The organism is Polaromonas sp. P1_A2, from assembly GCF_056406895.1.
Window position 1 is genome coordinate 447,578 of record NZ_JBFTZI010000002.1, and the last position, 23,776, is coordinate 471,353.

The 23,776-nt window shown below is 65.7% G+C and carries 24 protein-coding genes; 21 read left to right on the plus strand and 3 right to left on the minus strand.

The features are described 5' to 3' along the window. Position 1: 1 nt before the first annotated feature. From AC1D09_RS09020 to AC1D09_RS09120, 21 genes are all read left to right on the plus strand, one after another. Positions 2-1,603, plus strand: coding sequence for a pseudouridine synthase (locus tag AC1D09_RS09020; RefSeq protein ID WP_477661659.1), 1,602 nt, complete (start codon positions 2-4; stop codon positions 1,601-1,603). A gap of 125 nt (positions 1,604-1,728) precedes the next feature. Next, positions 1,729-2,154, plus strand: a complete 426-nt coding sequence (ndk, locus tag AC1D09_RS09025; RefSeq protein ID WP_007871196.1) for a nucleoside-diphosphate kinase — start codon at positions 1,729-1,731, stop codon at positions 2,152-2,154. Between the two features lie 80 nt (positions 2,155-2,234). After that, positions 2,235-3,383, plus strand: a complete 1,149-nt coding sequence (gene rlmN, locus AC1D09_RS09030) for a dual-specificity RNA methyltransferase RlmN (protein WP_477701021.1) — start codon at positions 2,235-2,237, stop codon at positions 3,381-3,383. Beyond that, positions 3,380-4,198, plus strand: a complete 819-nt coding sequence (gene pilW, locus AC1D09_RS09035; RefSeq protein WP_477661661.1) for a type IV pilus biogenesis/stability protein PilW — start codon at positions 3,380-3,382, stop codon at positions 4,196-4,198. Before rlmN ends, pilW begins: the two co-directional genes overlap by 4 nt. Then, complete coding sequence (locus AC1D09_RS09040; RefSeq protein WP_477661662.1) at positions 4,191-5,237, plus strand: helix-turn-helix domain-containing protein; 1,047 nt, start codon at positions 4,191-4,193, stop codon at positions 5,235-5,237. The genes pilW and AC1D09_RS09040 overlap by 8 nt, the downstream gene beginning before the upstream one ends. A 20-nt stretch (positions 5,238-5,257) precedes the next feature. Further along, positions 5,258-6,514 carry a flavodoxin-dependent (E)-4-hydroxy-3-methylbut-2-enyl-diphosphate synthase gene (ispG, locus tag AC1D09_RS09045; RefSeq protein WP_238541138.1) on the plus strand — a complete coding sequence of 419 codons (1,257 nt, stop codon included), beginning with the start codon at positions 5,258-5,260 and terminating at the stop codon, positions 6,512-6,514. Between the two features lie 5 nt (positions 6,515-6,519). Next, positions 6,520-7,872, plus strand: a complete 1,353-nt coding sequence (gene hisS / locus AC1D09_RS09050; protein ID WP_477661663.1) for a histidine--tRNA ligase — start codon at positions 6,520-6,522, stop codon at positions 7,870-7,872. 95 nt (positions 7,873-7,967) lie between these two features. Next, positions 7,968-8,660 carry a YfgM family protein gene (locus tag AC1D09_RS09055; protein ID WP_477661664.1) on the plus strand — a complete coding sequence of 231 codons (693 nt, stop codon included), beginning with the start codon at positions 7,968-7,970 and terminating at the stop codon, positions 8,658-8,660. Next, positions 8,657-9,811, plus strand: a complete 1,155-nt coding sequence (gene bamB, locus AC1D09_RS09060) for an outer membrane protein assembly factor BamB (protein WP_477661665.1) — start codon at positions 8,657-8,659, stop codon at positions 9,809-9,811. Before AC1D09_RS09055 ends, bamB begins: the two co-directional genes overlap by 4 nt. Positions 9,812-9,842: 31 nt before the next feature. Further along, a complete protein-coding gene (gene der / locus AC1D09_RS09065) occupies positions 9,843-11,186 on the plus strand; it encodes a ribosome biogenesis GTPase Der (RefSeq protein WP_074574081.1) in 1,344 nt (447 codons plus the stop codon). Between the two features lie 69 nt (positions 11,187-11,255). Further along, complete coding sequence (hfq, locus tag AC1D09_RS09070; RefSeq protein ID WP_007871209.1) at positions 11,256-11,507, plus strand: RNA chaperone Hfq; 252 nt, start codon at positions 11,256-11,258, stop codon at positions 11,505-11,507. After that, positions 11,504-12,685 (plus strand): GTPase HflX, encoded by a 1,182-nt coding sequence (gene hflX, locus AC1D09_RS09075; protein WP_477701065.1) that lies wholly within the window; start codon positions 11,504-11,506, stop codon positions 12,683-12,685. Before hfq ends, hflX begins: the two co-directional genes overlap by 4 nt. A gap of 57 nt (positions 12,686-12,742) precedes the next feature. Continuing rightward, positions 12,743-14,161, plus strand: coding sequence for an FtsH protease activity modulator HflK (gene hflK / locus AC1D09_RS09080; protein WP_477661667.1), 1,419 nt, complete (start codon positions 12,743-12,745; stop codon positions 14,159-14,161). 11 nt (positions 14,162-14,172) lie between these two features. Beyond that, entirely contained in the window at positions 14,173-15,075 is a 903-nt protein-coding gene (hflC, locus tag AC1D09_RS09085) for a protease modulator HflC (protein WP_007871219.1), read from the plus strand. Positions 15,076-15,081: 6 nt separating this feature from the next. Then, positions 15,082-15,270: a DUF2065 domain-containing protein gene (locus AC1D09_RS09090; RefSeq protein ID WP_477661668.1), complete on the plus strand. Its 189-nt coding sequence runs from the start codon at positions 15,082-15,084 to the stop codon at positions 15,268-15,270. A gap of 117 nt (positions 15,271-15,387) precedes the next feature. Further along, entirely contained in the window at positions 15,388-16,578 is a 1,191-nt protein-coding gene (locus AC1D09_RS09095) for an ATP phosphoribosyltransferase regulatory subunit (RefSeq protein WP_477661669.1), read from the plus strand. A gap of 54 nt (positions 16,579-16,632) precedes the next feature. Then, the gene (locus tag AC1D09_RS09100) at positions 16,633-17,976 is read left to right on the plus strand and encodes an adenylosuccinate synthase (RefSeq protein WP_477661670.1); all 1,344 of its coding nucleotides are present in this window, start codon (positions 16,633-16,635) and stop codon (positions 17,974-17,976) included. Positions 17,977-18,065: 89 nt separating this feature from the next. Next, positions 18,066-18,590 carry a phosphoribosyltransferase gene (locus AC1D09_RS09105; RefSeq protein WP_074574087.1) on the plus strand — a complete coding sequence of 175 codons (525 nt, stop codon included), beginning with the start codon at positions 18,066-18,068 and terminating at the stop codon, positions 18,588-18,590. A 156-nt stretch (positions 18,591-18,746) separates the two neighbouring features. Continuing rightward, a complete protein-coding gene (locus tag AC1D09_RS09110; RefSeq protein ID WP_477661671.1) occupies positions 18,747-19,226 on the plus strand; it encodes a hypothetical protein in 480 nt (159 codons plus the stop codon). Between the two features lie 126 nt (positions 19,227-19,352). Continuing rightward, on the plus strand, positions 19,353-20,543 hold the full coding sequence (locus tag AC1D09_RS09115) for a PLP-dependent transferase (protein WP_477661672.1): 1,191 nt from the start codon (positions 19,353-19,355) through the stop codon (positions 20,541-20,543). A gap of 79 nt (positions 20,544-20,622) precedes the next feature. Beyond that, positions 20,623-20,808, plus strand: a complete 186-nt coding sequence (locus tag AC1D09_RS09120) for a hypothetical protein (RefSeq protein WP_477661673.1) — start codon at positions 20,623-20,625, stop codon at positions 20,806-20,808. 82 nt (positions 20,809-20,890) lie between these two features. Here AC1D09_RS09120 and AC1D09_RS09125 read toward each other — a convergent pair whose 3' ends face one another. The 3 genes from AC1D09_RS09125 to AC1D09_RS09135 are packed head-to-tail and all read right to left on the minus strand — an operon-like array spanning position 20,891 to position 23,741. Next, a complete protein-coding gene (locus AC1D09_RS09125; protein ID WP_477661674.1) occupies positions 20,891-21,988 on the minus strand; it encodes an SMP-30/gluconolactonase/LRE family protein in 1,098 nt (365 codons plus the stop codon). Continuing rightward, positions 21,985-23,052: a tRNA 2-selenouridine(34) synthase MnmH gene (mnmH, locus tag AC1D09_RS09130; protein ID WP_477661675.1), complete on the minus strand. Its 1,068-nt coding sequence runs from the start codon at positions 23,050-23,052 to the stop codon at positions 21,985-21,987. The genes AC1D09_RS09125 and mnmH overlap by 4 nt, the downstream gene beginning before the upstream one ends. After that, positions 23,049-23,741 (minus strand): arylesterase, encoded by a 693-nt coding sequence (locus AC1D09_RS09135; protein ID WP_477661676.1) that lies wholly within the window; start codon positions 23,739-23,741, stop codon positions 23,049-23,051. The genes mnmH and AC1D09_RS09135 overlap by 4 nt, the downstream gene beginning before the upstream one ends. Positions 23,742-23,776: the final 35 nt, after the last annotated feature.

Sequence of the window (23,776 nt, forward strand, 5' to 3'; positions counted from 1 at the left end):
AATGACCCAACAAGATCCTCCCGTCTCGCAACCCGTGGAAGTGCCCGCTGGTGAAGACCAGGTCAAGACGCTGCCCCAGGAGCAGCCCGCGCAGGAGGCTCCCGAGCTGATCACGCCGGCGCAAGCCGATGCGCCGCCGCCCGCGCGGCCTGCCAGGGGACGCAACGCCGCCCCCGCCGCCGGCGCGATACGCTTTGAAGACGTGGTGACGGGGCAGTTTGACGCCGACGAAGAAGACGTCGCCCTCGCGCCGCCCAAGCGCGTGCTGTCGCCGCAGCCCGAGACCCCCAAGCTGCACAAGGTACTGGCGCAGGCCGGCCTGGGTTCGCGCCTGGAGATGGAGCAGTTGATCCTGGAAGGGCGGATTTCAGTCAATGCCGAGCCGGCCCACATCGGCCAGCGTATCCAGTTCGGCGACACCGTGAAAGTCAACGGCAAGCCCATCCGCGTGCGCATAGACCCACCGCCGCCGCGCGTGATCGCCTATCACAAGCCCACGGGCGAGGTCGTCACGCACGACGACCCGCAGAACCGCCCGACGGTTTTCCGGCGCCTGCCCAAGCTGTTCCAGGGCAAATGGCAATCGGTGGGGCGGCTTGACCTGAACACCGAAGGCCTGCTGCTGCTGACCAGTTCCGGCGAATTGGCCAACAAGCTGATGCACCCGCGCTTCGGCCTGGAGCGCGAATACGCGGTCCGCGTGCTGGGCGCCCTGAACAACGAAGAGAAAAACCGCCTGCTCGACGGCGTCACCCTGGACGACGGCGTCGCCCAGTTCGGCTCCATCGAGGCCGGCGGCGGCGAAGGCGCCAACTGCTGGTACCGGGTCACGATTTCCGAAGGGCGCAACCGCGAAGTGCGGCGCATGTTTGAGGCGGTCGGCCACGCCGTGAGCCGCCTGATCCGCATCCGTTACGGGGCCATGGTGCTGCCGCGCGGCCTCAAGCGCGGTGCGTTTGTTGAGCTGGACGAGCGCGACATCTGGGCCCTGACCAATGCCGTGGCGCGTTCCGAATCCCGCGCCGATCCACGCGCATCCGCGGCAGGCCCCCAGGCGGGCGCGCCGGGCGGCGAAGGTGGCGAGCCGCGCCAGGGGCGGGGCCCGCGCAGGAACGAGCGGCCGCGCGGCGGGCGCGACCGGTTTGCTGCGCCACCGGCGGAGCTTCCTTCCGGGGCCAATGCGCAGGGCGGTGCCGACCAGGAGCCCGACGACTCGCAGCCGCCGCTTCCGCGAAACGATTCCGCGCCTCGCGGCAACCGGCGCCGTGGCGGAAAAGGCCGCGGCCAGGGCGGCAATGCCGGTCCCGGCCCGCGCAACGGGCCGCCTCCCGGCAATGGCATGCAGGGGCAAAAACGGCGCGACGACCGCGGTGACCGCGGCGACAAGCTTCCCGGCGGCGCCCAGCCCGACCCCATGAAAACCTCGTTCGGCTATATCGGCGCGGACACCTTCACGCGGCAACGCCAGGGCCAAGGCCAGCAGCGCCGCGGCGGCTCCGGCATGGGTGGTGGCGGCAATGCCGGCGGCCAGCGCCGTGGGGGCGGAGGCGGAAACCGGGGTGGCGGCAATCGCGGCGGTGGCAACCGTGGCGGAAACCGCTGAGCACCGCAGAAGCACTTTGAATCACAGGGTTGATCTGCGGTGGAAAGCCCGCAGGTTAAAATCATGGGCTTTATTCAATTTTTGAATAATTTAAAAATCCAAAAAATCTCAGTTAAGGAACTTTCATGGCTATCGAACGCACCCTCTCCATCATCAAACCCGACGCAGTGGCCAAAAACGTGATCGGCCAGATCTACGCGCGTTTTGAAGCCGCCGGCCTGAAGGTTGTGGCCGCCCGCATGGCCCACTTGTCGCAAGGCGAAGCCGAGGCTTTCTACGCCGTGCACAAAGAGCGTCCTTTCTTCAAGGACCTGGTGTCCTTCATGATTTCCGGCCCGGTCATGATCCAGGCGCTGGAAGGCGAGGGCGCCATCCTGAAGAATCGCGACCTGATGGGCGCCACCGACCCGAAGAAGGCCGCTCCCGGCACCATTCGCGCCGACTTCGCCGACAGCATTGACGCCAATGCCGTGCACGGCTCCGACGCCGCGGAAACCGCCAAGGTGGAAATCGCCTTCTTTTTCCCCGGCATGAACGTCTACTCGCGTTAAACCATGTCCGACCCCATGCTTCGCTACCCTTTGCCGGGGCTGTCGCTTGCCTGGGGCGGTTCAGCCGCTTGCCTGCTGCGATGACGGCCAACCTTCTTGACTTCGATCTCGATGGTTTGGCCGCCTTCTGCGAGCGGCTCGGTGAAAAGCGCTTTCGCGCCACCCAGCTTTTTCGCTGGATCCATCAAAAAGGGGCGACCGATTTCACGCAGATGACGGACCTCGCGAAGTCCCTGCGCGAAAAGCTCACCGGTTCGGCCCATATCCAGGGACCCAAGGTGGTCTCCCGCCACGATTCCGCCGACGGCACCGTCAAATGGCTGTTTGACGTCGGTGCGGGCGATGTCATTGAAACCGTTTTCATCCCGGAAACCGACCGCGGCACCCTGTGCATTTCCTCGCAGGCCGGCTGCGCCGTGGGCTGCCGTTTCTGCTCGACGGGCCATCAGGGCTTCAGCCGCAACCTGACCACCGGGGAAATCATCTCCCAGCTGTGGTTTGCCGAACACTTCCTGCGCCAGCACCTGGGCCGCGAAGACCGCGTGATCTCCAATGTGGTCATGATGGGCATGGGCGAGCCCTTGCAAAATTACGGGCAACTGGTTCCGGCCCTCAAGGTCATGCTGGACGACCACGGCTACGGCCTGTCGCGGCGCCGCGTGACGGTCTCCACCTCCGGCGTGGTGCCCATGATCGACCGGCTTGCGGGCGATTGCCCGGTGGCCCTGGCCGTCTCGCTGCATGCGCCCGAAGACGCGCTGCGCGACAACCTCGTGCCGCTGAACAAAAAGTACCCCATCGCGGAGTTGCTGGAGGCCTGCACCCGCTACCAGGCCTCGGCCCCCCGGGACTTCATCACCTTCGAATACTGCATGCTGGACGGCGTGAACGACCAGCCCGCGCATGCGCGCCAGCTGGTGGCGCTGGTCCAGGCGCACGCGGCGCGCGGCCTGTCCTGCAAATTCAACCTGATTCCCTTCAACCCTTTTCCGGCCTCGGGCCTCAAGCGCTCCGACATGCCGCAGGTCGCCGCATTTGCGAAAATCCTGATGGACGCGGGCATTGTGACCACGGTGCGCAAAACCCGGGGAGACGATATCGATGCGGCTTGCGGGCAACTCGCGGGCGATGTGCAGGACCGCACGGGCGTGGAGCAGCGCATGGCCGCCCAGCGGCAGGGTATGCTCGGGGGAATTAAAGTCGTTGTGGCCAAGGGGATGGGTGTATGAGGTTTTTCTCCAATGTGTTCTGGTTGCCGGCGTGCTCGCTGGTCGTGATGCTGGCAGGATGCGCCAACCAGCAAGGCGCTCCCGGAGCGGCTGGGGCTTCCAGCGGCCGCGCCGACATCATCACCGAATCGGATGAGCCCGACGGCCGCCGGCGCGCAAGGCTCAGGCTTGAACTGGCCTCGGGCTATTTCGAGCAGGGCCAGACCAATGTGGCGCTCGACGAAATCAAGCAATCGCTGCAGGCCGACCCGAGCTTCGGGGATGCCTACAACCTGCGCGGCCTGGTGTATATGCGCCTGAACGACACCCCGATGGCCGAGGACAGCTTTCGCCGCGCGCTCGCGCTGAACGCGCGCGATGCGGACGCGGCGCACAACTACGGCTGGCTGATGTGCCAGCAAGGGCGCTACAACGACGCCCTGCGCTTGTTCGGCCAGGCGGTGTCCAATCCCAACTATGGTGGCAGGGCCAAGACGCTGATGACGCAGGGGGTCTGCCAGGTTCGCGCGGGGCAGCGCGCCGAAGCCGAGCAAAGCCTCATGCAATCCTACGAGCTGGACGCGGGCAATCCCGTCACCGGCTACAACCTGGCCCATCTTTTGTATGAGCGCGGCGAATTGACCCGCGCCCAGTTCTACATTCGCCGCATCAACAACAGCGACCTGGCCAACGCCGAGAGCCTGTGGCTGGGCATCAAGACCGAGCAAAAGCTGAACAACCGCAACGCGGTGCTGCAACTGGGCGACCAGCTGAAAAAGCGGTTTGCGCAGTCCCGCGAAGCGGCGGCCTATGAGAAGGGCGCTTTCAATGAGTGAGCTTGACCCGGTACCCCTGGGGCCCTCGAGCAGCGAAGCGGCACCCTCCGGCTTCAGCCACAGCGGCATGCCGGCCCCCGGCGCGACGGCCGGCAGCCTGCTGCGCGAGGCCAGGGAAGCTGCAGGCATACACATTGCCGCGCTTGCGGTGTCGCTCAAGGTCCCCGTGAAAAAACTCGAGGCGCTTGAGCAGGACCGCTTCGACCTCTTGCCCGATGCGGTTTTCGTGCGGGCGCTGGCCTCCAGCGTGTGCCGCACCCTCAAGCTCGACGCCGCCCCGGTGCTGGGCCTTCTGCCCCAGACCAACGCGCCCAAGCTGACCTACCAGGGAACGAGCATCAATGCCCCGTTCCGCTCGCCGGGCGAAGGCCCCGGGCCTTCGATCTGGACCCAGGTTTCCAGGCCGGCCGTCCTGGCGGGCCTGCTCCTGCTGCTGGCGGCCCTGGTCCTGATTTTCCTGCCGGCCGTCAAGCATGACGGCAGCAGCGGCAAAGCCGAAAGCGCCGACGCGACCATGCCGCCGGGCGGTGCTGATGCGGGCAAGCCCCTGCCTGTGGCCATTGCCGGCTCCGGCCTTGCCAAACCTGCCACCCCGGCCGAAGCCTCCAACGCGCCCGATGCAGCCGCCGGCACCGCGGCAACGGCGGCTTCTTTGTCCATCGCGGCGCTTCCGCCGGCGGTGGTCAACCCCGCGCCGCCGGCAGCCAGCGCCTCCGCACCTGCCGCCGTAGCCGTGGCACAGGCAGCTCCTGCGGCACCAGCCGCGCCGGCTCCCGTCGCCGCCGCCTCGCAGCCCATGCCTGCGGGCATCGTGACCTTCAGTGCCAAGGGCGAATCCTGGGTGGAAGTGACCGATGCCAGGGGCACGGTCGTGCTGCGCCGCACCCTGACGGCCGGCGAGGTCGCCGGCGCATCCGGCGTATTGCCCCTGGCCGCCGTGGTCGGCAAGGCCGATCTGACGCAGGTGCAGGTGCGCGGAAAGGCCTTCGACCTGAACGCCGTCGCCAGGGACAACGTTGCCCGCTTCGAGGTGAAATAGTGCCGCAGGCCAGCCTTCCCATTGAATCCGCCTTTCCCAAGGCGCGGCGTTCCCTGCAGGCGCAGGTCGCCTGGGGCTCGCGCATCGTCACCGTCGGCGGCGACGCGCCGGTGCGTGTGCAGTCCATGACCAACACCGACACGGTGGACGCCATAGGCACCGCCATCCAGGTCAAGGAGCTCGCGCTGGCGGGCTCCGAAATGGTCCGCATCACGGTCAACACGCCCGAAGCTGCCCAGGCCGTGCCCTATGTGCGCGAACAGCTTGATCGCATGGGCATAGATGTGCCCCTGATCGGCGACTTCCACTACAACGGCCACCGGCTGCTCACCGACTATCCGGACTGCGCCCAGGCATTGTCCAAATACCGCATCAATCCCGGCAATGTCGGCAAGGGCGACAAGCGCGACCGCCAGTTCGGCCAGATGATAGAAGTCGCCATGCGCTGGAACAAGGTCGTGCGCATAGGCGTGAACTGGGGCAGCCTGGACCAGGAACTGCTGGCCAGCCTGATGGACGAAAACAGCGCGCGCGCGGTGCCCTGGGATGCCAAGCAGGTGATGTACGAGGCCTTGATCACCTCCGCGGTGGAATCGGCCCAGCGCGCCGAGGAAATGGGCATGCCCCGCAGCCAGATCATCCTGTCCTGCAAGGTCAGCGGCGTGCAGGACCTGATCTCGGTCTACCGCGAACTGGCCAGGCGCACGGACCACGCCCTCCACCTGGGCCTGACCGAAGCCGGCATGGGCACCAAGGGCACGGTGGCCTCGGCCACGGCGCTGTCGGTTTTGCTGCAGGAAGGCGTGGGCGACACCATACGCGTCTCCCTGACCCCGCAGCCGGGCGAGGCCCGCACCCAGGAAGTGGTGATCGCCTCCGAAATCCTCCAGGCGCTGGGCCTGCGCACCTTTGTGCCCAGCGTGACGGCCTGCCCCGGATGCGGCCGCACCACCAGCACCACCTTCCAGGAGCTGGCCAAGCAGATTGACGACTTCCTGCGCGCCCAGATGCCTGTCTGGCGCGAGCAATACCCCGGCGTCGAAGGCCTCAAGGTCGCGGTGATGGGCTGCATCGTCAACGGCCCGGGCGAGAGCAAGCATGCCGACATCGGCATCAGCCTGCCGGGCTCCGGCGAAGCACCGGCCGCGCCGGTGTTCATCGACGGCGAGAAAAAGCTGACCCTGCGCGGCGACAACATCGCGCAGGAGTTCCAGGTCATCGTTGAAAACTACATTGAAAAACGCTTTGGCACGCACGCCGTCGCTGAAGCTGTCTGATACCCATGGCTGAAAAAACAATAGCTGCCGCGACGGCGGAGAAGCCCGCTTTGGCGAAGACGGAAAAACTCCTGGCCGTCAAAGGCATGAACGACATCCTGCCGCCCGAATCGGCGCGCTGGGAATGGTTCGAGGCCAAGGTGCGCGCGCTGATGGCGCGTTATGCCTACGCCAATGTGCGCACCCCCATCGTTGAACCGACGGCGCTGTTCGTGCGCGGCCTCGGCGAGGTCACCGACATCGTCGAAAAAGAGATGTACTCCTTCGTGGACTCGATGAACGGCGACAGGCTCACGCTGCGGCCCGAGGCCACCGCCGGCATCGTGCGCGCCATGGTCGAGCACAACGCGCTGTACAACGGGCCCATGCGGGTCTGGTCCGCGGTGACATTGTTCCGCCACGAACGGCCGCAAAAGGGGCGCTACCGCCAGTTCCACCAGATCGACGTCGAGGCCCTGGGCTTTGCCGGGCCCGACGTGGACGCCGAGCAGATCCTGATGTGCCGGGCGCTGCTGCGCGACCTGGGCATTCCCATGGAGCACGTGCGGCTTGAGCTCAACAGCTTGGGCCAGCCCAGCGAGCGCATGGCGCACCGCGCTGCGCTGATCGCGCACTTCGAGGCGCATGCCGAGGTGCTCGACGAAGACGCCAGGCGCCGGCTGCACAGCAACCCGCTGCGCATCCTGGACACCAAGAATCCCGCCATGCAGGCCGTCGTCGAAGCGGCGCCGCAGCTGATGGATTTCCTCGGCGAAGCCTCGCTCGCCCACCTGAACGCGGTGCGCGCGGTGCTCGACGCTGCCGGGCTGGCCTACCGCATCAACCCGCGCCTGGTGCGCGGCATGGACTACTACAACCTCACCGTGTTCGAGTGGATCACCGACAAGCTCGGCTCGCAAGGCACGGTTTGCGGCGGCGGGCGCTACGACGGCCTGTTCGAGCAACTGGGCGGCAAGCCGACGCCGGCGGTCGGCTGGGGCATGGGCGTGGAGCGCATGCTGCTGCTGCTGGAGGCGGTCGGCGTGCTGCCGCCCGACAACGCACCCGACGCCTATGCCATCCTGCCGTCGGCCCAGGCCTTGCCCGCCGCCATGGCCGCCTGCGAGGCGCTGCGCGGCGCCGGCATCAAGGTCCAGATGCACGGCGGCACGGCCGAGGGCATGGGCAGCATGAAATCCCAGTTCAAGAAGGCCGACGGCAGCGGCGCGCGTTATGCGCTGATTTTCGGCGATGACGAACTGGCCCAGGGCCGGGTCGCCGTCAAGCACCTGCGCGGCGAAAAAGACCAGGCCCTGCAGGCCCAGGTCCTCCAGCCGCTGGACGATGTGGCGGCCTGGGCCCATACCCTGCGCGGCTGAAGCGGCCGGCCGCGCCCGGCGGGGCGCCTCTCGCTGGCCTCTACAATCACCCCAACTCAATCCGCGCCGTCACCGGGCAGAACAAGAAGACTTTTATGGCAAAACACCTCGATTTGGAAGAACAGGAACAGCTTGACGAGCTCAAGCACTTCTGGAAACAGTACGGTGACATGATCACCTGGGCGCTGATTGTCGTGTTGGGCGCCTTCGCGGCCTGGAATGGCTACCAGTACTGGCAGCGCAACAAGGCGGCGCAGGCCGCGGTCATGTATGAAGAGGTCGAGCGTTCCGTGCAGTCGGGCGACGTCGCCCGCATAGACCGTTCCCTGGCCGACATGAAAGAGCGTTTCAGCGGAACCGCTTATGCCCAGCAGGCCGGCTTGCTGGCCGCCCGGGCCTACTACGACAAGGGCAATGTCGACGCTTCGCGTGCCGCCCTGAACTGGGTTGCCGAAAAAGCCTCCGACGAGGGCTACCAGGCCATCGCGCACCTGCGCCTGGCGGGCCTGCTGCTCGAGAAGAAGGCCTACGACGAGGCGCTCCAGCAGGTTTCGGGCAGCTTCCCCAAGGGATTCACGGCGCTGGCCGCCGACCGCCGCGGTGACATCTTCGCCGCCCAAGGCAAAAAGGCCGAGGCCAAGGCGGAATATGAGAAGGCCTACAAGGAGCTCGACGAGCGCGCCGAATACCGCCGCCTCGTCGAAGTCAAACTCAATGCGCTGGGTGTAGACCCTGCCGCGCAGGCCAAATCCGCAACCGCAGCATCGACTACCGAGGTGAAGAAATGATCCGTCCGTCCTTCAGGCCCCTGGCCCATGCCGTGCGAGTGCCGGCCCTCATCCTGCTGGCCGCCACCCTGGGTGGCTGCTCGATGTTCGGCAGCGGCCCCGCCAAGCCGCAGCCCGCTGAACTCCAGCCGGTGACGGCCCTGGTGTCGGCCCGCCAGACCTGGACCACGCGCGTCGGGCAGGTGAATTTCCCGCTGGATACCGGTGTTGCCGGCAACAGCGTCGCGGTGGCCAGCGGCGACGGCACCGTCGCCCTGATCGACGCCCAGACCGGCCGTGACGTCTGGCGCCTTGCCCTCAATACGCCTTTGGCGGCGGGCGCCGGCAACGACGGCAAAGTCGTGGCCGTGGTCACCAAGGCCAATGAAATCGTCGCCCTGCAGGACGGCCGCGAACTGTGGCGCCAGAAGCTGGGCGCCCAGGCCTTCACCGCGCCTTTTGTGGCCGGCGCGCGCGTGTTTGTGCTGGCGGCGGATCGCTCGGTCAACGCCTTTGACGGGCAGACCGGGCGCAAGCTCTGGACCCAGCAGCGCCCCAATGAGCCCCTGATCCTGCGCCAGTCCGGCGTGATGCTGGCCGTCGGCGACACCCTGGTGGTGGGCCTGGCCGGCCGCCTGGCGGGCCTGAATCCTTCCACCGGCAGCATCCGCTGGGAAGCCCCGATCGCGACGCCGCGCGGCATCAATGACGTGGAGCGCCTGGTCGACCTGGTCGGGCACGTCAGCCGGCAGGGTGACGTCGTCTGCGCGCGGGCCTTCCAGGCCAGCGTCGGCTGCGTCAACGCCGCGCGCGGCAACCTGCTCTGGACCAAACCCGCCAATGGCGTGCAGGGCCTGGACGGCGACGACCGCTTTGTGTTCGGCACCGAAGCCGACGGCAATGTGGTTGCCTGGCGCCGCACCGACGGCGAGCGCGCCTGGACCACGGACCGCCTGCGTTACCGCAGCCTGACCGCGCCGCTGGTCGTGGGGCGTTCCATTGCCATCGGCGACTTCAGCGGTTACCTGCATCTGTTGTCGCGCGAAGACGGCTCCCTGCTCAACCGCCTGCCCACCGACGGCACCGCTATCGCCGCCACCCCCGTGCTGGTGGGTAATACGCTGATTGCCGTGACCCAGGGCGGCGGCGTTTACGGCTTCCAGCCCCAATAAAGGGCCTAGCGGCCCCGCCAGAAACTGATTGATGAAACCTGTCATTGCGCTAGTCGGCCGCCCCAACGTGGGCAAGTCGACGCTTTTCAACCGGCTGACCAAGACGCGGGATGCGATCGTGGCCGACTTTGCCGGCCTGACGCGGGATCGTCATTACGGTAACGGCAAGCTGGGCCCGCACGAGTACATCGTGATCGACACCGGCGGCTTCGAGCCCGACGCGGCCTCCGGCATCTACAAGGAAATGGCCAAGCAGACGCGTCAGGCGGTCGCCGAGGCCGATGTAGTGGTGTTTGTGGTCGATGCTCGCGCCGGACTCAACGCGCAGGACCACGACATCGCCAAATACCTGCGCAAGCTGGGCAAGCCCACGGTGCTGACGGCCAACAAGGCCGAAGGCATGACCGAAGGCGTGCAACTGTCCGAGTTCTTCGAGCTGGGCCTGGGCGAGGTGCTGCCGGTTTCCGCCTCGCACGGCCAGGGCATGCGCACGCTGGTCGACACGGCCCTGGCGCCGCTCAACCTGCCCGACCCGGAAGAAGAGCCTGAGCCGCAGGACCCCTCCGTCATCCGCCTGGCCGTGGCGGGGCGCCCCAATGTGGGGAAATCCACGCTGATCAACACCTGGCTGGGCGAAGAACGCCTGGTCGCCTTCGACCTGCCCGGCACCACCCGCGACACCATTTCGGTGCCGTTTGAGCGGGCAGGGCAGAAGTACGAGCTCATAGACACCGCCGGGCTGCGCCGCAAGGGCAAGGTTTTTGAGGCGATTGAGAAGTTCTCCGTCGTCAAGACCCTGCAGGCCATTGAAAACGCCAATGTGGTGCTGCTGCTGCTGGACGCCACCCAGGGCGTGACCGACCAGGATGCCCACATCGCCGGCTATATCCTGGAAAGCGGCCGCTCCGTGGTGGTGGCCGTCAACAAGTCGGATGCGGTGGACTCCTACCAGCGCGAGCTGCTGGAGCGCTCCATCGAAACCCGGCTGGGTTTTCTGAAGTTCGCCTCCATCCACGCGATTTCGGCCATCAAGCGCCAGGGCCTGGGCCCGGTCTGGAAGTCCATCGTGCAGGCCCATGCTTCGGCCAACCGCAAGATGTCCACCCCGGTGCTGACCCGTCTGCTGCTCGAAGCGGTGCAGTTCCAGCAGCCCCAGCGGTCCGGCGTGTTCCGCCCCAAGCTGCGTTACGCCCACCAGGGCGGCATGAACCCGCCCATCATCATCATCCACGGCAACTCGCTGGAACATGTCACCGAGTCCTATAAGCGCTACCTTGAAGGGCGTTTTCGCAAGGAGTTCGACCTGGTCGGCACCCCCTTGCGCATCCAGATGAAAAGCTCGCACAACCCCTTTAAGGACAAGGAATCGGCCTAGGACTACATGACCCGGCGCGAGCGCTGTGGTAAGGTCAGGTTCTATTAACTTTTGAACACGGAAAATATCGTGAGCAATAACAAAGGCCAGCTCTTGCAGGACCCATTTCTCAACACCTTGCGTCGCGAGCATGTTCCTGTCTCCATCTATCTCGTCAACGGGATCAAATTGCAGGGCCAGATCGAGTCTTTCGATCAATACGTGGTTCTGCTTCGCAACACCGTGACCCAAATGGTCTACAAGCATGCGATTTCCACCATCGTTCCCGGCCGCGCGGTGAATTTCGCGACCAGCGAGTCTGAAGAAAGCCCCGCCAGCTGAGTTCGTCCGATGCTCCGGTGAAACCGAAACCCCTTGTGCTTCTCGTGGGGGTGGACCTCGGTTTGCCGAACTTTGATGCTGACCTGCAGGAACTGGGTTTGCTCGCGCAAACAGCGGGCCTGCAGCCGGTTGCGCGCGTCACCTGCAAGCGCAGGGCGCCCGACGCCGCGCTTTTCATTGGCAGCGGCAAGGCCGACGAAATCAAGCTGCTGGCGCTGGACACCGGCGCCACCGAGGTGCTGTTCGACCAGTCCCTGAGTCCGGCGCAGCAGCGCAACCTCGAGCGCCACCTGGACATGCCGGTCAATGACCGGACCCTGCTGATCCTGGAAATCTTCGCCCAGCGCGCACGCAGCCACGAGGGCAAGCTGCAGGTCGAGCTGGCCCGGCTGCAATACATGTCCACGCGCCTGGTGCGCCGCTGGTCCCACCTGGAGCGGCAAACCGGCGGCGCCGGTGTGCGCGGCGGCCCCGGTGAAAAGCAGATCGAGCTTGACAAACGCATGATCGGCGACGCCATCAAGCGCACCAAGGAGCGCCTGGCCAAGGTCAAAAAGCAGCGGCAAACCCAGCGCAAGCAACGCGAGCGCCGCAATTCCTTCACCATTTCCCTGGTCGGCTACACCAACGCGGGCAAGTCCACGCTGTTCAATGCGTTGGTCAAGGCGCGCGCCTATGCCGCCGACCAGCTGTTCGCCACGCTGGACACCACCACGCGCCAGCTTTACCTGGGCGACGCCGGGCGATCCGTCTCGCTGTCGGACACCGTGGGTTTTATCCGCGACCTGCCGCACGGCCTGATAGACGCCTTCGCCGCGACCCTGCAGGAGGCCGCCGACGCCGACTTGCTGCTGCATGTGGTGGACGGCGCCAACCCCGACTACCTCGAGCAGATCGAGCAGGTGCAGCGCGTGCTTTCAGAGATAGGCGCGGCCGAAGTGCCGCAAATACTTGTCTTCAACAAGCTGGACGCCATTGAAAAGGACAACATGCCCCTGCAACTGCAGGACATGTTCGAACTCAGGGACGCGTTTGAGGGCTCCAGCCGAAGCGCTGAACGGGTGTTTGTGAGCGCCCGGACAGGCGAGGGTCTGCCGCTTCTGCGCGCCTTGCTGGCTGCCTACGCGGCCCATTCGCCGGCCGAGGAAATCCCCCTGGCCGCCGAGGACCTTGCCTGATATGGCGAATTCATTAGGCACAATGTCGGTGTAATGAAAAAAAGTGAGTTTGATCCCATGAATCTGAACCCCGTGCTGCAGACTTTGACGACCTTGCCGGGCCGGCTCAGGCAACGCGCCCAAGGCATGTTCAACCTCAATGATCCGCGCTGGGGCCGGGACGACGACAAGGCCTCGTCCGACGACAGCAAGCCGGAGGCGCCCCGGGACGACAAGCAGCCGCAGCGTCCCCCCAACCGTCCGCAAGGGCAGGGCCCCAACCAGGGACCGCCCGACCTCGACGAGCTCTGGCGCGACTTCAACCGCAAACTCGGCGGGCTTTTCGGCGGCGGCAAAAACAACAACCCCAACCGCGGCGGTTTCGGCCGTGGCAATGGCGGCGGAAATAACGGGGGCTTCCAGCCCGACATGAAAAGCGCCGGCATAGGCGTCGGCCTGATCGCCAGCGTCGCCGTGCTGATCTGGTTGGGCACCGGCTTTTTTATTGTCCAGGAAGGCCAGCAGGCCGTCATTACCCAGTTCGGCAAATACCACTCCACCGTGGGCGCGGGCTTCAACTGGCGCCTGCCTTATCCCGTGCAGCGCCACGAGATCGTCGTCGTCACGCAGATCCGCTCGGTGGACGTCGGCCGCGACGTCATCATCAAGGCGACCGGCCTGCGCGACTCGGCCATGCTGACCGAGGACGAAAACATCGTCGAGATCAAATTCGCCGTGCAGTACCGCCTGAACGACGCGCGCGCTTACCTGTTTGAAAGCAAGGATCCGGCCGCCGCGGTGGTGCAGGCCGCCGAGACCGCCGTGCGCGAAGTCGTCGGCAAGATGAAGATGGACTCCGCGCTCGCCGAAGAGCGCGACCAGATCGGGCCGCGCGTGCGCGCCCTGATGCAGACCATCCTGGACCGCTACAAGGTCGGCGTGGAAGTGGTCGGCATCAACCTTCAGCAAAGCGGCGTGCGACCGCCCGAGCAGGTGCAGTCGGCTTTCGACGACGTGCTCAGGGCCGGCCAGGAGCGCGAGCGCGCCAAGAACGAGGCCCAGGCCTACGCCAACAACGTGATCCCGCGCGCGGTCGGCTCCGCCTCGCGCCTGAAGGAAGAGTCCGAGGCCTACAAGGCCAAGATCGTGGCGCAGGCCCAGGGTGACGCGCAGCGCTTCCGTTCCGTGCTGGCCGAATACCAGAAGGCGCCCCAAGTCACGCGCGACCGCATGTACACCGACGCCATGCAGCAGGTGTATACCAACGTCACCAAGGTGCTGGTCGAGTCGCGCCAGGGCAGCAACCTGCTGTACCTGCCGCTGGACAAGATCATGCAGATGACGGCCCAGGGCGATGCCGCCGTTTCAGGCGAGACCCCGCTGATCCCCGGCTCGGCTTCGTCGTCCACGGTGCCCGCCGCGCCCACCTCCAGCCTGCCACCCATCGATGCCCGTTCGCGCGATTCCGCCCGCTCGCGCGACCGTGAAACACGCTAAGGAAGACGATCGTGAATAGAGTTGGATTTATTGTTTCCTCGCTGCTGGTCGTCCTGGCATTGCTCAGTTCCACGCTGTTCGTGGTCGACCAGCGCCAGTTCGGCGTGGTCTATGCCCTGGGGCAGATCAAGGACGTGGTCACCGAGCCCGGCCTGCACTTCAAGATGCCGCCGCCTTTCCAGAACGTCTCGTACATTGACAAGCGCCTGCTGGTGCTCGATAGCGTCGACGCCGAGCCCATGCTGACGGCCGAAAAGCAGCGTGTCGTGATCGACTGGTACGTGCGCTGGCGCATCACCCAGCCCAGCGAGTACATCCGCAATGTCGGCCTGGACGAAAAAGCCGGCGCCAACCAGCTGAGCCGCGTGGTTCGCAACGCCTTCCAGGAAGAGATCAACAAGCGCACCGTCAAGGACCTGCTCTCGCTCAAGCGCGAAGCGCTGATGGCCGACGTCAAGCGCGAAGTGCTGCAGGCCGTGCAGGGCGCCCAGCCCTGGGGCGTGGACGTGGTCGACGTGCGCATCACGCGCGTGGACTATGTGGAAGCCATCACCGATTCGGTCTACAAACGCATGGTGGCCGAGCGCCAGCGCGTGGCCAATGAGCTGCGCTCCACCGGCGCGGCCGAAGGCGAAAAAATCCGCGCCGACGCCGACCGCCAGCGCGAGGTGACCATCGCCAACGCCTACCGCGACGCGCAGAAGGTCAAGGGCGAGGGCGATGCCGAAGCCGCCCGCACCTATGCCGAGTCGTTCGGCCGCGATCCGCAGTTCGCCCAGTTTTACCGCAGCCTGGATGCCTACAAGGCCAGCTTCAGCAAGAAAAGCGACGTGATGGTGCTGGACCCGTCCTCCGACTTCTTCAAGGCTATGCGCGGCCCCGGCTCAGGCAGCGCCGCACCCGCCAAAAAATAAGCCGGCGTGGACGGCAACACCTTCTGGCTGGCACTGGCCCTGATGCTGGTCATCGAGGGCCTGTTGCCCTTCATCTCTCCCGGCGGCTGGCGCCGCATGTTCGAGCAGATCCTCACCCTGGGCGACGGCCAGATCCGCTTCTTCGGGCTGTGCAGCATCGCGGCGGGCGTCGTCCTGCTGGTGCTGCTGAGCTGATTTCACATCCACAGTCCGGGCACTATTTCTCTCCGGGGGCCTTATCAGCCTCCGGCAAGCCGAAAACCGGCCTCAAGCCCGGTAAAATGCTGTTTTTAACAGCCCACGAAAATCACAATGCCCGCCTGGTCGTCATCATGGCAATTGCCCGATCAAATTGCCGATGTCCTGCCCTCCGAGGCGCGCCACATCGAAGAGCTGCGCCGCCTGTTCCTGGACACCGCCCGCAGCTACGGCTATGAACTCGTCATGCCGCCGCTGCTCGAGCACCTCGAGTCGCTGCTGACCGGCACCGGCGAAGCGCTGGATTTGCAGACCTTCAAGCTGGTCGACCAGCTCTCCGGCCGCACCCTGGGCCTGCGCGCCGACACCACCCCCCAGGTCGCCCGCATCGACGCCCATTTGCTCAACCGCAACGGCGTGGCGCGCCTGTGCTACTGCGGCCCGGTGCTGCACACCCGCGCCGACCGGCCCCACGCCACCCGCGAGCCGCTGCAGTTCGGCGCTGAAATCTACGGCCATGCCGGCCTCGAGGCCGACCTCGAAGCCCAGCAGCTGGCGCTGCAGGGCCTGAAGGCCGCTGGCGTCACGGCATTGAGCGTCGACATGGCCGACGTGCGCATCGTGGGCAGCCTGCTGGCCGGCGCCACCGTCAGCGCCAAGACCCTGGCCTTGATCCACACCGCGCTGGCCGCCAAGGACGCGAGCGAGCTCGACAGCCTCACCGCCAGCCCCAAGGACGGTATTTCCGCCGAAGCGCGCGCGGGACTGAAAGCCTTGCTGCAGCTCTACGGCGACGAAAAAGTCCTGGCCGAGGCCGAAAAAGCCTTGCCGCCCTCGACGGGCCTCAAGGCCGCGCTGCAGAACCTCCAATGGCTGGCCGCCCACACCCGCGGTGAAAGCGGCGAGGTCAAGGTCAGCTTCGACTTGGCCGACCTGCGCGGCTATGCCTATTACAGCGGCACGCGCTTTGCCATCTACGGGCAGGGCGCCGAACTGGCGCGAGGCGGCCGCTATGACGAGGTCGGCGCCGTGTTCGGCCGCAACCGCCCGGCGGCCGGCTTCAGCCTGGACTTGAAGGAACTCGTCAGCGTGCTGCCGCCTCGGCCCCTGAAGGCCGCCATACGCGCGCCCTGGAGCGAGGACGCCGGCCTGCGCGCGGCCATCGCGCGCCTGCGCGCCGGCGGCGAAACCGTGGCCTGCGTGCTGCCCGGCCACGAGCACGAAGTCAACGAATTCGATTGCGACCGCGAACTGGCCAACGCTGCCGGTCAATGGGTGGTCCAGCCCCTGAAGAAAGCCGCGTGAGGGCCCCGTGCCCCCGTCCGGCTTGATCCCAACACACCTTAACGAGAATTGAAGATGACAAACAAACAAACCGCAGACGCGGGCCGCAATGTCGTGGTCGTGGGCACCCAGTGGGGCGACGAAGGCAAGGGCAAGCTGGTCGACTGGCTGACCGAGATGTCGCAGGGCGTGGTGCGCTTCCAGGGCGGCCACAATGCCGGCCACACGCTGGTCATCAACGGCGTGAAGACCGCGCTGCACTTGATTCCCAGCGGCATCATGCGCCCGGGCGTGAAGTGCTACATCGGCAACGGCGTGGTGCTGTCGGCCGCCAAGCTGTTCGAGGAAATCGAAGGCCTGGAAAAAGCCGGCGTTGAAGTGCGTTCACGCCTGCGCATCAGCGAGGCCTGCCCGCTGATCCTGCCTTTCCACGCCGCGCTCGACATCGCGCGTGAGGCCTACCGCGAAAAGGGCGGCACCACCAAGATAGGCACCACCGGCCGCGGCATCGGCCCCGCCTATGAGGACAAGATCGCCCGCCGCGCCCTGCGCGTGCAGGACCTCAAATACCCCGACCGCTTCGCCGCCAAGCTGCGCGAGCTGCTGGAGCTGCACAATTTCGTGCTGACCGGCTACCTGCACGCGCCGGCCGTCGACTTCGACACCGTGTACGCCGAAGCCATGCGCCATGCCGAGCTGCTCAAGCCCATGATGGCCGACGTTTCGCGCGAACTCAACGATGCGCACCAGGGCGGCGCCAATCTGCTGTTTGAAGGCGCGCAGGGCACCTTGCTCGACGTCGACCACGGCACCTATCCCTATGTCACCTCCAGCAACTGCGTGGCCGGCAATGCCGCAGCCGGCGCCGGCGTGGGCCCGGGCATGCTGCACTACATCCTGGGCATCACCAAGGCCTACTGCACCCGTGTGGGCGGCGGGCCTTTCCCGACCGAACTCGACTGGGAAAAACCCGGTACCGTGGGCTACCACCTGAGCACCGTGGGCGCCGAAAAAGGCGTGACCACCGGGCGCAGCCGCCGCTGCGGCTGGTTTGACGCCGCGCTGCTCAAGCGCTCGGCCCAGGTCAACGGCCTGTCGGGCCTGTGCATCACCAAGCTCGACGTGCTCGACGGCATCGACGAGCTCAAGCTGTGCACCGGCTACGAGCTCGATGGCCACATCACCGACATCCTGCCCATGGGCGCCGAGGACATCGCGCGCTGCAAGCCGATCTACGAAACCCTGCCGGGCTGGAGCGAAAGCACGGTCGGCGTCACGGAATACGCCAAACTGCCCGCGGCCGCGCAAAAATACCTGCACCGCATCGAGGAAGTGACCGGCGTGCCCATCGACATGATTTCCACCAGCCCGGACCGCGACCACACCATCCTGCTGCGCAACCCCTACGCCGCCGCTTGAGCGGATACGGGCCGCAGCTTTAGCCAAACAGCCCGCGGCCCAAACCGGCGCAGGCAGCGAATACACCAGGAACATCAGGAGCGCCACCCATGTTGACAGAAGACGGCAAGCATCTCTATGTGAGCTACGACGAATACCACAACCTGATCGAAAAACTGGCCATCAAGATCCACCAGTCCGGCTGGCAGTTCGACACCATCCTGTGCCTGGCCAGGGGCGGCATGCGCCCCGGCGACATCCTCTCGCGCATCTTCGACAAGCCGCTGGCCATCATGTCCACCAGCTCCTACCGGGCTGACGCCGGCATGACGCAGGGCAACCTTGACATCGCCCGCTACATCACCACCCCCAAGGGCGAGATCGCCGGCAAGGTGCTGCTGGTCGACGATCTGGCCGACACGGGCCACACCCTCAACGCCGTGATCCACCAGCTCAAGAACAACTACAAACCCATCACCGAGCTGCGCAGTGCCGTGATCTGGACCAAGGGTGTTTCCACCTTCGAGCCCGACTACTCGGTCGAACTGCTGCCCACCAATCCCTGGATTCACCAGCCGTTTGAAGGCTATGACTCGCTGTCACCCGCGCAGTTGATGGCGAAGTGGAAGATTTAACGGTAGCGGTTCAATCGGTATGACATCGGCCAGCGCCGTATGACGCCAAGTTCGCCAGCCTTGCCGTCCGCTGACGGGCCGCAGCACTGGAGAGCCCTCCGGACCGGGGAAACGAAGTACTGGCTTCTTCCCATTTTTTTTTCGTTAATGGCTGGCATGGGTGCTTTCCTGATGGCCCTGGGCCGGGCGGCACAGTATCAATGGTTGTTTCTGACACTCTCTGGTTGCGGTGTACTGTGCCTGCTCTTCGGCTTGTGGGCGGTGCTGGGGGCTCTCCAGTACAGCGATTTCAACCTGGACGTCAATCAAAAAAGCAAGCGCATCCGCAAGTGGAAAACTTCGGCCTTTAGTCTTCGAAGAAGTGTCGACGAATACCCTTACGATGATTTTCGTGCCGTTCGGTCGGTGCAGGAAATCGATGACGACGTCCGCTGGGTAGTGGTGGAACTGCTGTTCAAGGCAGACAAACCGGCCCTTGAGATAGGGCGCTTCAGCCCGGTGTCAGGCGGCTCATCCTATTGGCAGAGAATTGAGAAATCACTGCGCGGCCATCGCGCCGAAAGTCCAGGAGCCGCAAGCTTGCGCCAGGAATTGGCGAAGGCTATGGGCATTACGAATGCAGGCTATTTCGAATGAGTGCGCGCCGCCCGTCGTGATGCGCGGTCCGCGCCTCAAGATGGCAAACCCATGGCGCCCTGACAGCCTACGGGCGTTGCCGGCGGGGCATTGAGCCAGACCGGAAAACTGCCGTAATATCGCTGCATGAGCGATTCTCCATCCGGCATTTCCACCACCCTGATCCACCATCCCTACAAGCCGCCCGCCGGGTTTGACGCAATTCCACCTGGGGTTTACAAGGCCTCCACCATCGCCTTTCCTACCGTCGCCGCGCTGCGCAGCCGCGACTGGAAGCACAAGACCGGCTACACCTACGGCCTGCACGGCACGCCGACCACCTTCACGCTGGAAGAGCGCATCGCCACGCTCGAAGGCGGCAAGCATTGCACGTTGGTGCCCAGCGGCCTGGCGGCGGTGGTGCTGGTCGGCATGGCCCTGCTCAAGGCCGGCGACGAGCTGCTGATCCCCGACAACGCCTACGGCCCCAACAAGACCTTCGCGCAGGGCGAGCTCGCCGCCTGGGGCATCAGCCACCGTTTTTACGATGCAATGAACCCGGCCGACCTGGCCGCCAAGCTGGGCCCGAAAACCCGGCTGGTGTGGATAGAGGCGCCGGGCTCCATCACGCTGGAATTCCCCGACATGCCGGCGCTGGTCGCGGCCGTCAAGGCGCACAAGAACGCGCATCCCGCAGGTATCGTGACCGCGCTCGACAACACCTGGGGGGCCGGGCTGGCCTTCAATGCCTTCGACCTGGGCCTGGACATCTCGGTCCAGGCCCTGACCAAATACCCCAGCGGCGGCGCCGACGTGCTGATGGGCTCCGTGGTTACGCGCGACGAGGCGCTGCACCACCTGGTCCATTTTTGCCACATGCGCGTCGGCTACGGTATAGGCGGCAACGATGCCGAACTGGTGCTGCGCGGCCTTAACAGCATGGCCTTGCGCTACGCCGCCCAGGACGCCGCCACCCGCGAACTGGCCGCCTGGCTGGCCGGCCGGCCGCAAATCGCCACCGTGCTGCACCCGGCCTTGCCCGGCTCGCCCGGCCATGAAAGCTGGAAACGCGATTGCACAGGCGCGGCCTGCCTGATGAGCGCGGTCTTCAAGCCCGAGTTCAGCCCCGAGCGGGTGGACCGCTTTTGTGACAGCCTGAAACTGTTCAAACTGGGTTACAGCTGGGCCGGGCCCATGAGCCTGTGCGCGCCTTACGACATTCCGGCGCTGCGTACCACGCCCTGGCCCCACAAAGGCGGGCTGGTGCGGTTTTCGGTGGGGCTGGAGGCCGTGGCCGACCTGCAGGCCGACATCGCCCAGGCCCTGGAAAAAGCCTGAGCCAAAGCCGCATCAAAAGCCTGGCGTTGCCTGACGGCAATGCAGTACAGTAAGGGTTACCTCCTTACGAAAGCACGCAGTGGCAACTCCCAATTACTCTTACGAAAAGCGCCAGAAAGAGCTCGCAAAAAAACGCAAAAAAGAAGAAAAGCTCAAGCGCAAGGCGGAGGGCAAGCAGGATGATGCGGCCGACGACGGGAATGATGTACCGCCCGCCGACGGCGACGCGCCGGCCGGTGTGCCACCCACTGACCCGGCGCCCTGAACTTTCAGGCTTGATACACCCCCAAAACCCGGCACACCCAGCGTGTAGCCGGGTTTTTTGTTGCCGGCCGCTGCCTTATTTCTTATTTGGGCAACCAGCCCAGCTCCCTGGCATGCAGGCTTTGCACATACAGCCTGTCCGCCGTCTCCGTCACGGCGGTGGTTTCGGGATAGGCGCCCGAAGGGTCCTGCAGGTCGGCCACCACTTTCCCGTCTTCCGTGAACGCCACCACATGGCCGTAGGCCTTGGGAATAGGCCACCAGGCGCGCGGCAGGCGAAGCGTGAGTTTGCGCATAAAAGGCTTGCGGGCCATGCCGTCAATCTTCGGGTTGCGCGGCTTGACCAGGCCCACCCAGACCTTGCCGTCCAGGCCGCGCATCAGGTTGTCGGGGTAGCCCGGCAGGTTGTCAAACAGCGGCTTGAGGCCGGCGCCGGGCTGGCCGATGTCCTGCTCCCGCGCATCCACCGGCAGTTTCCAGATGCGGTATCTGCCGGTTTCGGCCACAAACAGCGAGCGCTCGTCCTGGCTCAAGGCCACGCCGTTGGCAAAACTCAGGCCTTTTGCCACGACGCGTGTGGCCTGGGTCGCCGGGTCGTATTCAACCACCCGGCCCGTGGCGGACTGCTCCAGGATGTCGAGAACGCTGGCTTCGAAGGTGCCGCCCCAGTCCCGGGCGCCAAAACGGGTGGACGCATCGCTGAAGTACACCTTGCCGTTGCGGGCCACCACCACCGCGTTGGCATACAGAATCGGCGTGCCCGCGGCCTTGTCCGCCAGCAGCGTCACTTTTTTGTCCGGCGCAATCGACAGCAGGCCCCTGAAGGCGTCGGCGGCGATGATGTTGCCGGCCGCATCGAAGTCAAAGCCCAGCACGCGGCCGCCGGTGTTGACCACCACCTCCTGGCCGCTGCCATCCGGATTCATCCGCAGGATGGCGCCGCTGGCCACCGCGGCGTAGAGTTTTCCGTCGCGGGCCGCGACCAGGTGCTCTGGGCCTTCCTCTGTCCCCAGCGGGATGGTTTTCAGTTTGGCGAGTTTGTCGTTGGCCGCGAATGGGCCGCTGTAGCCGGGTTCGGCGGGCACTTCCCAGCTTTGCGGCGTGATGGGTACCGGCCACAGGCACAGGTAGGCGGCCAGCCCGGCCAGGGCGACGCCGGCGGCGGCAAGGATTTTTTTCATGTTGTTGTCTCCTCCTGAAGAATGGCTCTGGCCAGCGCCGCCATGGTCTGCCTGGACCGGTCGGCCGCGTTGAGCGGGGTGGCTTTCGGGTACTGGCTGAAGTTGCGCTCCATGGAGCGCGCATAGCCCGGGTCGTAGTGCAGGGTGAGCAGCTCGCGCACCACCGAGGCCGCATCGCCGGCGCGCGCGCGGGCCTGCCAGTCCTGCACCGTGGCCTTGCCGCGCACCTCGGTCAAGGCGCCCAGCCGCTCGCAGAAAAACGCGGTGTCCTTGACGAAGAAGTCATAGTCCTCGAGCAGCAGCGCCACGCGCTCGTCCTCATGCAGGCGCAGGTCCAGGCAGGGACTGGCCCGCATGGCGGTCATCAGGCCTTCGGGCACCGCCACATTGCCGACTTTTTTACTTTCGCTTTCCACATACACCGCCCTGGCCGGGTCGAAGCCGCGCAGGGCGGACCAGATAGCGCTGTCAAAGGCCTTCTGGCTGGGCTGCTCAAGGCCGGGAATCGCGCCCAGCACCGAGCTGCGGTGCCTGGCCAGCGCCTCCAGGTCCAGCACCTGGGCGCCTTCGGCCGCCAGGGCTTGCAGCAGCCGGGTCTTGCCGGAGCCGGTGGGGCCGCACACCACGCGGTAGCGAAAGCGCGCTGCCAGCCGCGGCAGGTCGGCCACCAGCGCCGCCCTGAAGGCCTTGTAGCCGCCGTCGACCAGCGTGACCCGAAAGCCGATCTGCTCCAGCACCAGCGCCAGCGCGCCGCTGCGCTTGCCGCCGCGCCAGCAGTAGAGCAGGGGTTGCCATTCCCGGGGCTTGTCCAGTACCTCGCGCTGTATGTGTTCGGCGATGTTTTTCGCGACCAGGGCCGCACCCAGTTTTTTGGCCTCGAACTGGCTGATCTGCTTGTATTTTGTGCCGACGATTTTGCGTTCCTCGTCGTGCAGGCTGGGCCAGTTCAGCGCGCCGGGCAGGTGGTCCTCGGCGTATTCACCCTCGCTGCGGGCGTCGATGATGTCACAGTAGCGGCCCAGGCCGGCCAGCGCTTCCTCGGCGGAAATGCGGTCCAGGCTCACTTGAGCAGTTTCTTGAGTTCAGGCCACACATTGGCCAGCATGCGGGGCTGCGACTGCTCGTTGGGGTGGATGCGGTCAGCCTGGAAAGCGGCCACCGGGTCGGCGGCGTCAGCGATGCCCTTGAGGAAAAACGGCACCAGCGCCACTTTTTCGGCCTTGGCGACCTTCGCGAACAGGCCCGAAAAATTCGCCGCATAGGCGCTGCCGTAGTTGGGCGGCACCTGCATGCCGACCAGCAGCACCCGCGCGCCGGCTTTTTTGGCGGCCTGTGCCATTGCACTGAGGTTTTGCTCGGTCATCTCCAGCGGCAGGCCGCGCAGGGCGTCGTTGCCACCCAGCTCTATCACCACCACGGCGGGCTTGTGCTGCGCCAGCAGGGCCGGCAGCCGGGAACGGCCGCCCGACGTCGTGTCGCCGCTGATGCTGGCATTGACGACCCTGGTGCCTTTCTTTTCGCCGGCGAGCTGCTTTTCCAGCAGCGGCACCCAGCCGGTGCCGCGCTTGAGGCCGTATTCGGCGCTCAGGGAGTCGCCGACGACCAGCAGCGTCTCGCCCTGGGCGGCGGAGGCGGGCGCCTGCGCCCGTGCGGCCGGGACCGCGCCCAGCACGGCGGCCGTAAGTAGCGCGGCCAAAGGTTTTACCAGGCGCTTTACCGCTTTAGCAGCAAGCTTGGTAAAGTCGGATTTCATAATTTTTGACAAGGCTGACATGTTTGAACCCGCGG

Coding starts and splice junctions, on each gene's coding strand:
- AC1D09_RS09115 (WP_477661672.1), top strand. CDS start 19,353: ATGAGCGATTCTCCATCCGGCATTTCCACCACCCTGATCCACCATCCC.
- hflK (WP_477661667.1), top strand. CDS start 12,743: ATGAATCTGAACCCCGTGCTGCAGACTTTGACGACCTTGCCGGGCCGG.
- ndk (WP_007871196.1), top strand. CDS start 1,729: ATGGCTATCGAACGCACCCTCTCCATCATCAAACCCGACGCAGTGGCC.
- AC1D09_RS09055 (WP_477661664.1), top strand. CDS start 7,968: ATGGCAAAACACCTCGATTTGGAAGAACAGGAACAGCTTGACGAGCTC.
- AC1D09_RS09135 (WP_477661676.1), bottom strand. CDS start 23,741: ATGAAATCCGACTTTACCAAGCTTGCTGCTAAAGCGGTAAAGCGCCTG.
- AC1D09_RS09110 (WP_477661671.1), top strand. CDS start 18,747: ATGGGTGCTTTCCTGATGGCCCTGGGCCGGGCGGCACAGTATCAATGG.
- AC1D09_RS09095 (WP_477661669.1), top strand. CDS start 15,388: ATGCCCGCCTGGTCGTCATCATGGCAATTGCCCGATCAAATTGCCGAT.
- AC1D09_RS09105 (WP_074574087.1), top strand. CDS start 18,066: ATGTTGACAGAAGACGGCAAGCATCTCTATGTGAGCTACGACGAATAC.
- rlmN (WP_477701021.1), top strand. CDS start 2,235: ATGACGGCCAACCTTCTTGACTTCGATCTCGATGGTTTGGCCGCCTTC.
- bamB (WP_477661665.1), top strand. CDS start 8,657: ATGATCCGTCCGTCCTTCAGGCCCCTGGCCCATGCCGTGCGAGTGCCG.
- AC1D09_RS09100 (WP_477661670.1), top strand. CDS start 16,633: ATGACAAACAAACAAACCGCAGACGCGGGCCGCAATGTCGTGGTCGTG.
- AC1D09_RS09125 (WP_477661674.1), bottom strand. CDS start 21,988: ATGAAAAAAATCCTTGCCGCCGCCGGCGTCGCCCTGGCCGGGCTGGCC.
- AC1D09_RS09020 (WP_477661659.1), top strand. CDS start 2: ATGACCCAACAAGATCCTCCCGTCTCGCAACCCGTGGAAGTGCCCGCT.
- der (WP_074574081.1), top strand. CDS start 9,843: ATGAAACCTGTCATTGCGCTAGTCGGCCGCCCCAACGTGGGCAAGTCG.
- pilW (WP_477661661.1), top strand. CDS start 3,380: ATGAGGTTTTTCTCCAATGTGTTCTGGTTGCCGGCGTGCTCGCTGGTC.
- hisS (WP_477661663.1), top strand. CDS start 6,520: ATGGCTGAAAAAACAATAGCTGCCGCGACGGCGGAGAAGCCCGCTTTG.
- AC1D09_RS09040 (WP_477661662.1), top strand. CDS start 4,191: ATGAGTGAGCTTGACCCGGTACCCCTGGGGCCCTCGAGCAGCGAAGCG.